14 protein-coding genes are annotated in these 15,269 nt (G+C 32.4%); 2 read left to right on the top strand and 12 right to left on the bottom strand.

The window, feature by feature from the left end:
* Nucleotides 1–4: 4 nt before the first annotated feature.
* Complete coding sequence (mfd, locus tag Q0050_RS10995) at nucleotides 5–3,361, bottom strand: transcription-repair coupling factor (RefSeq protein WP_298395524.1); 3,357 nt, start codon at nucleotides 3,359–3,361, stop codon at nucleotides 5–7.
* Between the two features lie 9 nt (nucleotides 3,362–3,370).
* Nucleotides 3,371–3,949 (bottom strand): hypothetical protein, encoded by a 579-nt coding sequence (locus tag Q0050_RS10990; protein ID WP_298395521.1) that lies wholly within the window; start codon nucleotides 3,947–3,949, stop codon nucleotides 3,371–3,373.
* A gap of 158 nt (nucleotides 3,950–4,107) precedes the next feature.
* On the opposite strand from Q0050_RS10990, the gene Q0050_RS10985 reads away from it, so the two are divergent.
* Nucleotides 4,108–5,055 (top strand): L-threonine 3-dehydrogenase, encoded by a 948-nt coding sequence (locus Q0050_RS10985; protein ID WP_298395519.1) that lies wholly within the window; start codon nucleotides 4,108–4,110, stop codon nucleotides 5,053–5,055.
* 59 nt (nucleotides 5,056–5,114) lie between these two features.
* Here the strand turns inward: Q0050_RS10985 and Q0050_RS10980 are convergent, their stop codons facing one another.
* The 4 genes from Q0050_RS10980 to Q0050_RS10965 all read right to left on the bottom strand — a co-directional run bounded on the left by Q0050_RS10980 (nucleotide 5,115) and on the right by Q0050_RS10965 (nucleotide 8,641).
* Nucleotides 5,115–5,708, bottom strand: a complete 594-nt coding sequence (locus Q0050_RS10980; RefSeq protein WP_298395516.1) for a hypothetical protein — start codon at nucleotides 5,706–5,708, stop codon at nucleotides 5,115–5,117.
* A 22-nt stretch (nucleotides 5,709–5,730) separates the two neighbouring features.
* Nucleotides 5,731–6,156 (bottom strand): hypothetical protein, encoded by a 426-nt coding sequence (locus Q0050_RS10975; RefSeq protein WP_298395513.1) that lies wholly within the window; start codon nucleotides 6,154–6,156, stop codon nucleotides 5,731–5,733.
* Between the two features lie 97 nt (nucleotides 6,157–6,253).
* Nucleotides 6,254–6,736 (bottom strand): nuclear transport factor 2 family protein, encoded by a 483-nt coding sequence (locus Q0050_RS10970; protein ID WP_298395510.1) that lies wholly within the window; start codon nucleotides 6,734–6,736, stop codon nucleotides 6,254–6,256.
* 573 nt (nucleotides 6,737–7,309) lie between these two features.
* Nucleotides 7,310–8,641: an ammonium transporter gene (locus Q0050_RS10965; RefSeq protein WP_298395507.1), complete on the bottom strand. Its 1,332-nt coding sequence runs from the start codon at nucleotides 8,639–8,641 to the stop codon at nucleotides 7,310–7,312.
* A gap of 602 nt (nucleotides 8,642–9,243) precedes the next feature.
* On the opposite strand from Q0050_RS10965, the gene Q0050_RS10960 reads away from it, so the two are divergent.
* Complete coding sequence (locus tag Q0050_RS10960; protein ID WP_298395505.1) at nucleotides 9,244–9,837, top strand: 2OG-Fe(II) oxygenase; 594 nt, start codon at nucleotides 9,244–9,246, stop codon at nucleotides 9,835–9,837.
* A 1-nt stretch (nucleotide 9,838) separates the two neighbouring features.
* On the opposite strand, the gene Q0050_RS10955 is transcribed toward Q0050_RS10960, so the two are convergent.
* The 6 genes from Q0050_RS10955 to Q0050_RS10930 are packed head-to-tail and all read right to left on the bottom strand — an operon-like array spanning nucleotide 9,839 to nucleotide 15,211.
* A complete protein-coding gene (locus Q0050_RS10955) occupies nucleotides 9,839–10,609 on the bottom strand; it encodes an HNH endonuclease (RefSeq protein WP_298395502.1) in 771 nt (256 codons plus the stop codon).
* A complete protein-coding gene (locus Q0050_RS10950) occupies nucleotides 10,602–11,213 on the bottom strand; it encodes a hypothetical protein (RefSeq protein WP_298395499.1) in 612 nt (203 codons plus the stop codon). The genes Q0050_RS10955 and Q0050_RS10950 overlap by 8 nt, the downstream gene beginning before the upstream one ends.
* Nucleotides 11,206–11,808: a response regulator gene (locus Q0050_RS10945; protein ID WP_298395496.1), complete on the bottom strand. Its 603-nt coding sequence runs from the start codon at nucleotides 11,806–11,808 to the stop codon at nucleotides 11,206–11,208. Before Q0050_RS10945 ends, Q0050_RS10950 begins: the two co-directional genes overlap by 8 nt.
* 5 nt (nucleotides 11,809–11,813) lie before the next feature.
* Nucleotides 11,814–13,940: an ATP-binding protein gene (locus Q0050_RS10940; protein ID WP_298395492.1), complete on the bottom strand. Its 2,127-nt coding sequence runs from the start codon at nucleotides 13,938–13,940 to the stop codon at nucleotides 11,814–11,816.
* Nucleotides 13,921–15,000 carry a DNA cytosine methyltransferase gene (locus Q0050_RS10935; RefSeq protein ID WP_298395489.1) on the bottom strand — a complete coding sequence of 360 codons (1,080 nt, stop codon included), beginning with the start codon at nucleotides 14,998–15,000 and terminating at the stop codon, nucleotides 13,921–13,923. The genes Q0050_RS10940 and Q0050_RS10935 overlap by 20 nt, the downstream gene beginning before the upstream one ends.
* Nucleotides 14,987–15,211, bottom strand: coding sequence for a helix-turn-helix domain-containing protein (locus tag Q0050_RS10930; protein ID WP_298395487.1), 225 nt, complete (start codon nucleotides 15,209–15,211; stop codon nucleotides 14,987–14,989). The genes Q0050_RS10935 and Q0050_RS10930 overlap by 14 nt, the downstream gene beginning before the upstream one ends.
* Nucleotides 15,212–15,269 lie beyond the last annotated feature (58 nt).

The following is a 15,269-nucleotide window of genomic DNA, read 5'->3' as shown; positions in this document are numbered from 1 at the left end:
TTATTTATATTCTATTAATCAATTCCAATGCTTTATTGATGCTTTTTACATTTTCAAAAGTTAACAGCAATCGCAGTCCGTTTTTAGTTTCTTTTTCTTTCATTTTGCAAAGGTTACTGTTCATTTGAACAAATTGCACCATTTTCAAAAATCGATTAGATTGGTAGAAGTCGCTTTGTTGATCACCTACAAAATAGCCTACCATTTTACCTTGTTTCATTACCAATTTTTCGATTCCGATAGTGGTTGCTTTCCATTTTATTCGGATGCTGTTTAATAGTGCATTGGCTTCTTTTGGTAACGCACCAAATCGGTCGATGAGTTTTTGTTCGTATTTTTCTAAAGCCGCTTCGTTTTTAATCAAACTTAATTCGTTGTATAAATTTAAACGTTCGGTAATACTGTTGATATAATCATCAGGAAATAGTAATTCAAAATCAGTATCGATTTGTAAATCTTTTACATATTCTTTAGTCTCAATATCGTTTTCTGTTGGATATAAATCTTTGAATTCGTTTTCTTTCAACTCTTCAATAGCTTCATTCATTATCTTTTGATAAGTATCAAATCCGATGTCGTTGATGAAACCACTTTGTTCGCCACCCAATAAATCTCCAGCGCCACGAATTTCTAAATCTTTCATTGCAATATTAAATCCGCTTCCTAATTCTGAAAATTGTTCTAGAGCGTGAATACGTTTTCTAGCATCGTCGGTCATCGCAGAATAAGGTGGCGTTATAAAATAACAAAAGGCTTTTTTGTTACTTCGGCCAACGCGTCCTCTCATTTGATGCAGATCAGACAATCCAAAATTATTAGCATTATTGATGAAAATGGTATTAGCATTTGGTACATCCAAACCACTTTCAATAATCGTCGTAGCTACTAAAACATCAAACTCGCCATTCATAAAGCCTAACATTAATTCTTCGAGCTTTTTACCGTCCATTTGTCCGTGTCCAACGCCAACTCTTGCATCTGGAACTAATCGTTGGATCATTCCAGCTACTTCTTTAATATTTTCTATTCGATTATTGATGAAAAACACTTGACCATTTCGCTGAATTTCATAAGAAATAGCATCACGAATTAACTCTTCGTGAAAACGAACCACATTAGTTTCAATAGGATATCTATTGGGTGGAGGAGTTGTAATAACCGATAAATCTCGCGCAGCCATTAACGAAAACTGAAGTGTTCTTGGTATTGGCGTTGCAGTCAAAGTCAAGGTATCAATATTAGCTGAGATGGTTTTTAATTTGTCTTTTACGTTTACCCCAAATTTTTGTTCCTCGTCAATAATTAGCAATCCTAAATCTTTAAATTTAACGTCTTTATTAACCAATTGATGGGTTCCAATAATGATATCAACTCTTCCTTCTCCTAAATTTTTTATGGTCTCGGTACGTTCTTTAGCGGTTCTAAATCGGTTTAAATAGTTTACCGATACTGGCATATCTTTTAATCGTTCCGAAAAAGTTCTATAATGTTGGTAAGCTAAGATTGTTGTTGGAACTAAAACAGCAACCTGTTTTCCGTTGTCAACGGCTTTGAATGCCGCTCTAATTGCGACTTCCGTCTTTCCAAAACCAACATCACCACAAACCAATCGGTCCATTGGTCTATCGGTTTCCATATCGGCTTTTACGTCTTGCGTTGCTGTAATTTGGTCGGGCGTATCTTCATAAATGAAGGAACTCTCGAGCTCTTTTTGCAAATAACTATCAGGCGCGCAAGCGAAACCTTTTTCTAATCTTCGCTTTGCATACAATTGAATTAGGTTAAATGCGATGTGTTTAACACGTGCTTTGGTTTTTTGTTTCAACGTTTTCCAAGCGCCGCTTCCTAATTTGTAAATCTTTGGTGGCGCACCTTCTTTGCCGTTGTATTTTGAGATTTTGTGTAACGAATGAATGCTAACATACACAATATCGTTATCAGCATACACCAATTTTATGGCTTCTTGCGTTTTTCCTTCAACCTGAATTTTTTGCAATCCGCCAAATTTTCCTATTCCGTGATCGATGTGGGTAACATAATCGCCAACAGTTAAAGAAGTTAATTCTTTTAATGTGATGGTTTGCTTTTTAGAATAGCCATTTTTGATATTGAATTTGTGATATCGTTCAAATATTTGATGATCGGTGTAGCAAGCAATTTGATTTTCTTGGTCAATAAAACCTTGAAATAATGGAAATACAACCGTTTTATATTGTTTGCGAATGCTTTCCACTTGTTCTTCATCAATTTCTTCAAAAATATCGTGAAAACGATTGGCTTGATTTTCATTGGCACAAAACAGGTAATTCTTAATTCCGTTGAAATGATTTTCTCCCAAATTGTTCAGTAACAAATCAAATTGCTTGTTAAATGAAGGTTGCGGTTGGATATGAAATTCTATAGTTTTATCAATTTTATAAACCGGTGAATTACCCAATTCAACTACCGAAAAATTCAAGGCTTTTTTAAGAAATTGCTCTTGGTTTAAAAATAAATCTTTGGGTTCAAGATGTTTTATCGTTGCATCGAGTTTGTCAAATACTTCTGTTGCTTTTGCAAAAAGTTTGTCAAGTTGTTGGCACAATAATTCTGTATTTTGAATAAAAAGCACTGTTTTTGGATCGATATATTCTAAAAAACTTTCGCGATTTTCTTCGAAAAATTTATTTTCAACATTAGGGATGATCGAAATTTTCTTCAGTTTTTCGATTGATAATTGTGTTTCTACATCAAAACTCCTGATTGAGTCCACCTCGTTACCAAAAAATTCAATTCTATACGGATTGTCATTAGAAAACGAAAACACATCTATAATTCCGCCTCGCACAGAGAATTCTCCTGGTTCGGTTACAAAATCGACTCTTTTAAAATTGTATTCAAATAACACTTCGTTAATAAAATCGATGGCAATTTTGTCGTTGACAGCAATTTTTAGTGTGTTTTTGTCAAGGTCTTTTTTGGTTACAACTTTTTCAAAAATGGCTTCGGCGTAAGAAACAATTATTGCTGGTTTTTTTCGTGAATTAATGCGGTTTAGAACTTCGGCTCTTAAAAGAATGTTAGCGTTGTCAGTTTCATCAATTTGGTAAGGACGACGGTACGAACCAGGATAGAACAACACGTCTTTTTCATTAATTAGTTGTTCTAAATCGTTGAGGTAATAAGCGGCTTCTTCTTTGTCATTGAATAGTAACAAAAAAGGTAATTCTGTTTTTTCAAAAGCTGCTTGAAGCACAAATGATAACGCCGATCCTAATAAACCTTTGGCATTTATTTTGGCATCTCGTTGTTCTAAACTAGTGGTTAAAAGTTGGGTCTTTGCCGACTTTTGATAAACCGAAAGGATGTTATTTTTACTCAAAACTTAGTGTTAAATCGCTGTATTTGGGATAGCTCTTGTGGTATCTTGCATTTTAATAAAATCGGGTTCGCCTTCTTCTCTTGGAATCAAACTTCTTTTTACAATTTCTTCCATTTGTAGTTGAAGGTATTCTACTTCTAGATTTACTTCGCCCACAAGTTTTACTACTTTATTAGCTGGAATTTGATTTAAATGAATAAATAAATCTAAGGATTTAATTTTGGTTGTAATTACCGCGATACGAGCTTTTACCTGTGGTTTATTAAATTCAGCCGGAATATTATTATTTAAGTCCATTACTTTTAGCGAAAGTGCGGCTGCTTTTTTCTGAAAGGCACCAATTGTGCTTTTAGGTTTTTGGTTTATTTCTGTTAGAAAATTGCGCCATTCTATCCAACTATTGATTCGGCTTTGTGTTAGTGGTTCAACTGGTATAATGTCAAAAACCCAACCACGGTTGATGGTGTTAAAAACAACCTCTTTTTTCTTAGCTTCTTTTTGTTGTTCGACTAGCAGTGTGGTATTGTCGTTTTGACAAGCCGATAGCGATAAAATCAACAGTATTAAATAGATATAGGATAACTTCATTAGAAGAAATAAGATTTAATTACAAAAGTACAAAAGTAGCAGTTTTGTTTTAGAGATTTTGTGAAAGGTTTTATAAATGTTGAGTATTTGTTTTTCAAATGTAAGTACGGTATCATTCTGGCGAAAACGTTATCTTTGTAGCACAAACTAAACAAACTATGGCTACTAAAATTTTAATAATCGGTGCTTGTGGACAAATAGGTACTGAGTTAACCGTCAAACTTAGAAGTATTTACGGAAATGACAACGTAATTGCTTCGGATATTAGAAAACTCAATAATGATATTGTAAACAACGGAATTTTTGAAGTTGTAAATGCACTTGATTATAATCAAATTGAGCATTTAATTGAACAATATCAAATCACCGATGTTTATTTAATGGCAGCTTTACTTTCGGCCACTGCGGAGAAAAATCCTGCTTTTGCTTGGGATTTAAATATGAATTCGCTTTTTCACGTATTGAATTTGGCGAAAGCTGGAAAAATAAAAAAGATATTTTGGCCTTCAAGTATTGCCGTTTTCGGACCAACAACACCAAGAGACAACACGCCACAATATACTATAATGGAACCAACGACTGTTTATGGAATTTCTAAACAAACTGGTGAGCGCTGGTGTGAGTATTATCACAATCAGTATGGTGTTGATGTAAGAAGTATTCGTTATCCAGGGTTGATTAGTTGGACTACCGAACCTGGTGGCGGAACGACAGATTATGCTGTAGATATCTATCATAAAGCCATTGAAAAAGGTTCGTTTACCTCTTTTCTTTCTGAAGATACTGCTTTGCCTATGATGTATATGGATGATGCTATTAAGGCAACCGTAAGTATTATGCAAGCCGATAGCGAACAGATAAAAATTCGTTCTTCTTATAATTTATCTGCGATGAGTTTTACTCCTAAAGAAATTGCAGCTGAAATTAGAAAGCATTATCCAGAATTTACTATCGATTATAATCCTGATTTTCGTCAGAAGATTGCTGACAGTTGGCCCGCTTCTATAGATGATTCTTCGGCAAGAGAAGATTGGGGTTGGAAGAATGATTATACCATCGAGAACATGACGGTTGAAATGATAGACAATCTTAAAAAGCAAAAATAACAGCATAAAAAAAGCGCTACCCCAAGAACAAGGTAGCGCTCAACTCTAAACAAAAAACTCTATTGTTGAACAATCGGAGCTCTCAACGATTCTAATACAGCTACTACATCTGTAAATAGTTCTGAGTTTGCTGGTACACCGTTAGAAACAGCGGCAGCACCTACATAACCTACAAATTTGTCGTAGTTTGCATTAGTAGATTTTACACCCATTCTTGGGTTTTGTGCAGGATTATGAGCTCTAACCATATCCAATCCTGAGTAAGTATTTACTGGATTTGTTCCTCCTGTATTGAAAGAAAAGAAATCAGTTAAATTATCTACAAGGATTGCTAAGTTAGTAGTGTTTCCAGCACCTACTTCTCCTAATACTGGAGCAAAATGAGCACCTAAGTTACCAGGAGCATTATTTTGTACGTCAGCAACAATTAAACCTACAGTTGAATTCACTACTTTTCTGTAGCTTAAACGACCTTGTTCAATCATTTGTCCTGCGTTGTCTGGATCAGCTACCATTGTTGTTCCACCTAATCTAGCGTAGATTGATGGTTTTGCTGGAGCTGCTGGAGTTTCATCATCATCATTACAAGATGTGAAGAACATCGAACCTCCAAGTACTAAAGCACATAGTGCTAGTTTTGAAAATTTAGTCATAGAATTTATATTTAAAGATTAATTAAAAAATTGATTGTACTAATTTGGTAAACTTATAACTCAAACCGTCTTTCTTAATTACCGGACAAGCTTGCTGGTTGGCCATACTTGCTGGTAACACAAAACGTTCTGCTTTATAATCGCCTTTACTCATTAATTCGTTATACACTTTTTTAGAGTCGGCTATAGTGTTGTCGTGAAAATAAACAACCACGTTATTTTTAACAATGATGTCGCTTTTAACACCTTTGATGGAATGTAATTTTTCTTTTATATCAACTGTTCCAAGAGAATCGAATGGTTTGTCAAAATCAATTCGACTGATTTGAATGGTTGCATTTTCTATTGGTCTTGCGTTAGCAATGTGATAGACTAATATTGCAAAAAATAATAGCCCAATACCCAGAATACTGAATAGTACGATTTTTACTTTTTTGTTAATTTTCATGATGTTCTTGATTTGTTATAGCATCATTTACGAGAATAAAAAAGGTTTGGTTTTTTTTAGGCAAAAAAAAAGTTCCAATTAAGGAACTTAGGTAGTGTTATTTTTCTAGTTGTTTTATTAAAGCGTCTTCTATTGGTGCTTTAATTTTAGTAACTTCAGTGGTATTGTCGTTAGGAATGGTCATTGAAAGTACGTAGTGTTTAATTTTCCATTGGTTTTTTTCTTTTACTAGTATTCCTGAGCCACGACATAGTTTCATTTGAGTGTTTAGGAGTTCGTCGAACCAAGCTGTTTTTCCGTCTTTGGAAAAATAGATATTTCTTTCTAAAGCGGTAAAGCTCCAAGCGCGTCCTTTATCGAAATAAGGTTTTGCAAAAGCTATGAATTGTGGTTTGGTCCAATTTTCTGTTGGATCGGTTCCAATGTAGATGGAGTCATCGTGTAGCACATCAAAATAAGCATTGAAGTTCGCTTCTGATGCTGCTTTGTGCCAATTGTCTAGTAAATTATTTATAGTTTGTTTGTCTTGGGCTAAAGACAATTGTGTTGTTAATAATAGTGTGAGAAGAAGTTTTTTCATAAGTTTTGTTTTGATAAAAATAGGAATTTTTAAAGACAAAAGGAATAAAAGTTTTTTAAACACATAGAAACATAGATTTGTTTTCTGGGTAAAGGCGCTTCGCTTTGCATTATAAAGCATAGATTTTTGTTAATGATTTTTAGAATCTGTAAAGTTTTACTTCAAAAGGAACAAAAGTTTTTTAAACACATAGAAACATAGATTTGTTTTTTGGGGTAAAGGCGCTTTGCTTTGTATTATAAAGCATAGATTTTTGCTAATGATTTTTAGAATCTGTAAAGTTTTACTTCAAAGGAACAAAAGTTTTTTAAACACATAGAAACATAAATTTGTTTTTTGGGGTAAAGGCGCTTCGCTTTGTATTATAAAGCATAGATTTTTGTTAATGATTTTTAGAATCTGTAAAGTTTTACTTCAAAAGGAATAAAAGTTTTTTAAACACATAGAAACATAGATTTGTTTTTTGGGGTAAAGTCGCTTCGCTTTGTATTATAAAGCATAGATTTTTGGAACACAGATTGGAGAAATTAGAGAAATTTCTTTAATCTGCGTTGTTGTTTTTTTATTTATAAACTAAAACTTTTCACCGTGTTGGGATAGGTCTAGGCCTACGTCTTCTGACTCTTCTGTTACTCGGATTGGGATGATTAGGTTGGTTAGTTTGAACAACAAATAGGCGCCACCAAAGGTGAAAGTGGAAACTAAAACTAACGCCGTCATGTGGTGACCAAAAACGTTCCAACCACCGTGAAGTAAGCTGGCGTTTTCTCCTTGAGCGAAGATGGCTGTTAGAATCATTCCCATAATGCCGCCAACGCCGTGACATGCAAAAACATCTAAGGTGTCGTCTATTTGCTTTAGCTTTTTCCAATAAACCATTTTGTTGGAAACTATAGCGCCTATAAATCCGAAGAAAATACTTTGCGGAATGGATACAAAACCAGCCGATGGCGTGATGACCACTAAACCAACAACTGCTCCAATGCAAGCTCCGAGTGCTGACACTTTTCTTCCGTTAAGTCTGTCAAAGAATACCCAAGTCATCATTGCCGATGCTGAGGCAATTGTTGTTGTTGCAAATGCCATTGCTGCTGTTGCGTTGGCGGCAAGTGCCGAACCTGCATTGAAACCAAACCAGCCAAACCAAAGCAATCCTGTTCCTAATAGTACGAATGGAATGTTGGTTGGAATGTGTTCGCTGTTTTTTCTTTTACCTAAAACGATTACTCCGGCTAATGCTGCGAAACCTGCACTCATGTGTACGACAGTTCCTCCGGCGAAATCTTTTACGCCAAAATAACTACCGAGTAGACCTTGTGGATGCCATATCATATGACATAACGGTGCATAGATGCAAATGGTAAACAAGCAAATAAACAATAGGAACGAGATAAAGCGAATGCGCTCGGCCAAAGCGCCTGTAATGATTGCTGGTGTAATTACAGCAAATTTCATTTGAAAAAGAGCAAAAAGAATAAAAGGTAATGTAGTGCCTAAAGATTTGTGTGGTAAAAGTGCGACTTGATCGAAGAAGGCAAACTCTAGCGGATTGCCAATGATGCCATAATAGGTTTCGTTGATTGTGATGCCAATGGGTGAGCCGAAGGACAAACTAAAACCGATGGTTACCCAAAGCAAGCTTACTACGCCAAGGCAAATAAAACTTTTAAGCATTGTTGAAATCACATTTTTCTTGCCTACCATTCCGCCATAAAAGAAGGAAAGTCCGGGTGTCATTAATAAGACTAAACACGAAGCGGTTAACAACCAAGCTACATCGGCAAAGTTGATAGCGTTGGCATCGTTGAAATTGTTTGTTGGCGGTTGGTGTTGCCAAAACAAACCTGTAATTGCTGCTGTAGCAATAATTATAAATGCCGATATCCAACGTTTTTCTAAGTTCATTTTATATATTTTTAAACAATACCCTAAAAATTATAGGGTAAAATTATAAAAATAGTTAGTTTTATGGTTTGATTTAAATAAAAAAGTAGGGTTTAGATTTTATTTTTATTAAATTATTAGATAAAACGCAATTATTTTATGTTTAGTGAAATAATTACGCTTCATTTTATCAATGTTTTATGCTATGTAATTGTATTGTTTTTTGTGGATTGGAATGGTCCGATAGTGGTACTTGTTTTTACTTAATGGAACTAGTTCATTTTTTGCATTTTTCATACACTATCTATGCTTTATCTATGCTTTATCTATGCCTTATCCATACACCAAAATTAGACCTAAAAAGTATGTGACCCGTCCTAAAATAACTATATAGATTAATTAATAAATCCTATTATAGTTATACAAGTATACTTTTTTATGGTTTTTGGATTCGTGTTACTTTTATGGAACGCGGATTTGACGGATGCTTTGCAACGCGGATTGGCGCGGATTTTTAAAATAGTGAAACTTTACTTGCTGTATTAAACGTTAAATAACTGCTTTACTGGATTTTAAAGTCTTACCTTACACCATCTTGTCTAATCAAGTGTGGGGAATGTGGTATGGATGCGAATTTTGAAACCTTGATTGCTAGTTATATGGAACATAAAGTGGGCATTGCTGACCATTTTTTGAGTGACGATTTGTGTTATCATTTAAAAGCCAATATGCTGGCTTTGAATAACGACCAACAATTAATTACGGCTGGTGTAGGTAATGACGGCATTATGGTTTTTGACGATTTGATAAGAAACGATAAGATTTATTGGCTGGACAAAGCCCACAACAACCGCCACGAAACGGAATTTTTAGAAAAGATTGAATTGTTTATTGTGTACCTTAACGAAACTTGTTTTACGAATATAAAAAGTTATGAGTTTCACTACTCGCTTTATGAAGTTGGGAGTTTTTACCGACCGCATTTAGACCAATTTGAAGACGATAACAAACGGCAATTCTCGATGGTGAGTTACCTGAACCCACATTGGCAAACCCAAGATGGCGGCGAACTTTTTATACACCAAAAACCAAAAAACCAAGCCATTGCACCAATGCAAGGCAAAACCGTTTTCTTTAAAAGCGACGAACTGCAACACGAAGTTTTAGTTACCAACGAAAGAAGGTTTAGTGTGACTGGTTGGTTGAAGAGGGGTTAGGTTATTTTTCAAAAACGACATCTAAATGATATTGTAGAAAATCTTTTCTTGGAAAATAACTAATAGCCTCTGTTATTTTTTTATTTTCTATTGGAGCAAAATGTTGTTGGTAAAAAGGAGTATCTTTTTTAGTTTTCAAATCTTTAGATAAAAGGATTTTATAATCTAAATCAATTCCGATTAAACCTTTATCAAAAGCTTTGTCGTATAATGCTGACAGGCAAATGCCGTTTTCTGGGTTTAATCTTTCTTTTTCGTTTTTTGACCAAGGAACAATATGACTTGCTAATAATAGTTTAGGGATATCAATACCAGTTATGGCGCATTTTGTATTGTAATTTGCTAGAACCATTTCTCTAAATACTGATTGATTTACCCTTGTTTTTACTTCACGAGTAACCATTTCTCCTTTTAAATCTTTGATGTCAAAAAGTAACTCTTGGTATTTGTTTTCTATAGATGTGTTTTCTTTTTGTGCTAAAATTTGTTCACTTAAAAAAACTAATTCTTCTTGATTATTGAAAAACTCATCCCAAATAGGTTTTACTTGATTCATACCGCCTTTTAAACCGCCAATTCCTCGGTTTTGATGAAAAGGGTCAACACTTGCAAAATTACCCAAACGCATTCCAATTGAACTTGGAGTTCTACCAAGCAAATTTGCTAATCCAATAATCTCTGGTGTGCGTTTATGCATTTTTCCAAATGGAAGTTTCAAATAGAGATTGAAAGCAAGAATAAGTTCTTCGCGCGTCCAAAGGTTTTTACGCATTTGTCAAATTTATTATGTTGATATCATTACCATGTTTTACTAATGCATCTCTATTTTCTCTTAAAATTGAAGCAATCATAAAATCTTTAGTGTAAAGATCATCAATCTCTTGATTATATTGCTTTTTCATTTCGGTTACTATTTGAAAAGTACTTAAACCATGATAAAATAGTTTTAGCCCATGATTAGCACAAATAACAAAAGGCTTAATATGAGTATTCCATATGGAAATTATTTTATTATATCCTATAAAACATAGACAACCATTTTCAATTAAGTTATTTCCTAATTCATATCCTGAACTACAAGAAAATGTATAAAAAAAAGAATTATTGAAGCATGTATTATTTATTGTTGTAGACACATAGGATGTGTTAGATTTAATTAAACAATTTTTATTTCCATGAGAGTAAGCTCCAAAAACAAACGATTCAAATGGTTCTGTAGTTAATTGAACAGATAGGTCGTTAAGCTTTACACTATTTAATAGTGTTGGATGTATATTTATATCATTAAAAAACATGTTCAAATCTTCAATACATATTTGAAAAAAATGACCAAGTTTTGAATCAGCTTCGTCAACTACAATTATTGTATTAGCCATTTAAATTCTCTTTTTTTCTTAATAATAAATCAATTGTAAGTTCATTTAATCTTCTTGAAAATGATTTTCCTATTTCGCTTTGGGTTCTTATTTCGTGTAAAATTTCATTTAGTGAGAAAGAATTGCCATCAGAAGATATAAAAATTGGTATATCTTTATCTTCATTTTTTTGGATTATCCAGTCTTCAATTGTATTGTCTAGATTGGTTTTTAGAAAATGTAATGCCTTATCGATAGGAATTAAAGATTCTTGAATATTAGCGTCTTTACTAATAAATCCAAAAGCTTTATTATTAATAAAATCGCTAAATGTTTCCTCTGCTTCGTTTATACCACTCCATAGGATTACTGGAATTAATTCCGATTTTTCATTTATTTTTTTTAATATTGAATGACCATCTTCTTTATCTGTTGCAGAAAATTGAATGTCTAAAAGAACTACCATATTGAGATCTAAATGATTTGTTATAAAGTCCAAACCTTCTTCAGGTTTCAAAAAAAACAAAACATTAAAACCTTTGTCTTCTAAGGTATAGAGTAAAGAATGTTCTTTAATTGAAATGTTATCATCAATAACGACAAATGTTACTTCCATAATTCCTATTTTTTAAAAGGTAATGTAATTTTAAAAGTTGCACCGGTTGGTTTAAACTCATTTTCTATAACTTCAATTTCTCCACCCATTGCTTCAATTCTAGTTTTTGCCATATAAAGCCCCATTCCAGCTCCTCCATCTTCTGCAGTTGTAGTAAAAAAGATGTCGAAAATTCTAAATTTATCTTGCTCATCTATACCTGAACCATTGTCAGAGAAAATTAAAGTAAAATCAGTCTTGTTTACAATTCCACTACACTTGATTTTTTTAATAGATTGTTTTTTAAGCGCTTTAATAGAGTTTGAAATTAAATTATCTAAAATATCTTCAATTGCTTTTCTGTTATAATTCAAAATTAAATCTTTATCTAAAATTATTTCAGTCTGTATTTTTTCTTTTAATAAAATTTCTTCATAAATGTTATTGAAAAGATTGGTTATTAATTCTTTTATACTTATTTCTTCAAAATTACTATCTGTTTTTGCGTATTTAAGCATAAAATCAACTCCAGTTCTTAATTTTATCATTTCAGAATAAATCTTTCTAGAAATTTTTAAAAATCTATCTTCTAGCTTTGGGTTTGGAAAATTATTACTGAAATATTCAGCACTGGTTATTATATGCCCAATTGTATGTTTTGTCATATGGGAAAACATCGCGGCGAATGTCTGTAATGAAACCAAACTAAATAAAAGATTTTCAATTTGTTTTTTCTCTTCTTCTGATTTATTAAAATCATTTATGCTTTTATTTACAGTTCCTTGTAATTTAGAAAGGTTTTTCTCAATATTTGTTAAAACTTCTTTAACCTCAGGACTTGAAGTGTCTTTAATTCTTGAAATATCGCTTTTTAAATCTTTAATGTTGTCACTAGCTCCGCTTAACCCAGATTTAGTAGTTTCTCTTGATGAAGTCTTTTGGTTTTTTAAATAATTTTCAATTTGTTGAATTTGTTCTATTACAAATTTCTTGACCTGATAAAATTCTTTATTATCAACAAAACCTTGTCTATTTGTAGACTCAATAATAAAAGGATTTAATTTGTCTGTTATCTCAATGTATCCAAGAAGGTCTCTAGTTCCTATTTTATCAAAAAAAGCAGACCATCTTCTTTTGTCAAGACCTAAAATGTCTTTTTGTTCATTTTGTGTTTCGACATACTCAGCAAATGGAGTTGTTATAAGACCATCTCTATATATTTTTATACCATCAATTTCAGTGTTAAAATGTTTTTTATATTTATTCTTTGCAGCTTGGTCAAAATAATAAATTGTGCTTTTTAAAGGTCCACAATCTCTAATAGGTACATTAATTATATTTAATTGATTGCTTTTAAACTGTAAAATTTCTTGCGTTTGTTCTTCTAAATTATATGCTAATTCAAATTTTAAAGTTGCAAAATCAATTATTTGAGGCTTTATAGAAACATTCTTATACTTTTCATATTCTGATTTAATATTTATATGAAATGGGTATAGTTTACTATCATTATTAGGAGAAACAAGTTTTGATAGTTCTTTGTATGCACGGTCAATATCTTTTTCAGACCATTCTTCTTCAATTCCTGATATTTCAAGAGTAGTTCCATGTAATTCAGTATCGGCATTTTCTAGCCAGTATCTGTTTTTAATATCAGTAAAAAAATCTTTAGAATCTCCAAAATTTAGAGACATTTGGTTGTTTTCAATTTTTGAATAATTAATCCAATCTGTTTCTAAACAAAACAATTGATTAGATCCTTTTTTCTTAGTTTTTAAAATTAATTTAGCACCAAGTTTATCAACAGCAAACCTTCCAATCCCTTTTTTCCCAGATACAATTCTGTTATAGGGCTCAGGTGTTTTCCTTTCTCTACGTTTACTGCTTGTTCCAATTACCATCCATCTATTTTTGATGTCACTATAATCCATCCCAAAACCATCATCACGGATTATAATTTTAGTTTCATCATTAATAGGATTTATTTTTATAAATTCTATCGTTACATCATTAGCATTAGAGTCATAAGAATTTTTTACTAACTCAAATAATGCAGTTATTCTATCAGTTATTAATTCTCTTCCTAAAAGTCTAAAAGCACTTACGTCAAAGTTAAACTTTAAAAAGTTTTCCTCATTTTTTGTTTTTGCCATTAGGGGTTAATTTAATTATTTGCTTAAAAATAGCTTTTGCTAATAAAGGCGGAACAGCATTTCCAATTTGTTGTTGTTGAAAAGATAGATTTCCTCTAAATATAAAATTATCAGGAAAACTTTGTATTCTAGCCGCCTCTCTTACTGAAAGACCTCTGTTTTCAAACGGATGAATCAACATGTTTTTTCTGTAATTGGCAATAACAACTGATGGACTATTGGGATCAAGTCTTTTGTAAATTCCACTGTGACAATTTTTTGTGTCAGTGTAGTTTTTCATTAACTCCTCTGGAATTGCTTTCCAATTTTGACCGGGCTTAATGTGTTTGTATCTTTCAACTACATATTCTTTATTTTTTGAGACATAATTTTGAGATGCTTTTTCTACTTTTCCACGCATTAACTTTGCATAAGGACTAACTGAGGCTTGTTTATACTCTAATTCATCAAACAAATCTCCATTTTTTAGATTAGGTAAATCTTCAAGTGCATCTTTAACAGTTACAATTTGTTTTTTTTTGTCAGGAAATACAAAATCAATATTTAGCTTATTTCCAATCATAAAAAATCTGTTCCTATTTTGTGGAACACCATAATCAGAAGCAGTTAGTACTTTCCAACTAGTCTTATAACCTAATTTTTTAAACTCTTCTTCAAGTCGATCAATTACTGTTCCTCCATCAAATGACTTAATACCTTCAACATTTTCAAAAACAAACCAATCAGGAGAAAGTTCTTTAACTTGTCTAATATATTCCCAGAAAAGTGAATTATTTGAGTTTTCAGAATTTCTTGTTTTGGTATTAGAAGTTGAAAAACCTTGACAAGGTGGGCCGCCAAATAAAACAAATGGGTTTTTATATTTATCTGATAAGGTTACTTCTCTAATATCTGTCGGAAAAATTTCTACATTAGGATGATTAACTTTGAAAGTTGCAGCAGCGTGTTTATCATATTCAACAGCAGCAACAACTTTTATTCCTGCCATAGCAGCGCCAATACTCATTCCGCCAGCTCCACTGAAAATGTCAATTGCTTTATATTTCTTATTGGTTTTCATTATGAAAGAAAAATGATATTGGTTTTTTATAAAAATTTGCTAGAATAAAAAGTTTTGATGCACTAATATTCTGCACTCCATTCTCTATTTTGGAAAGATTACTTTGTTTAATTATTCCTTTTTCCTGAACATTCTTTTGAGTTAAATTGAGCTCTTCACGAGCCTTCACCAATTGATGAGATATGTATTGATTGATTTTTTTATCTTGCATACAAAAAAGGCTTGAATATTCCAATATGCAATATTCGTAATTAACATTCGGTATTCCA

Origin of the sequence: Flavobacterium sp. (genome assembly GCF_027483985.1) — a bacterium.
Classification (GTDB): domain Bacteria; phylum Bacteroidota; class Bacteroidia; order Flavobacteriales; family Flavobacteriaceae; genus Flavobacterium.
The sequence above is the reverse complement of the archived record's forward strand: the minus strand, read 5'-3'. Positions and strand labels throughout refer to the sequence as shown.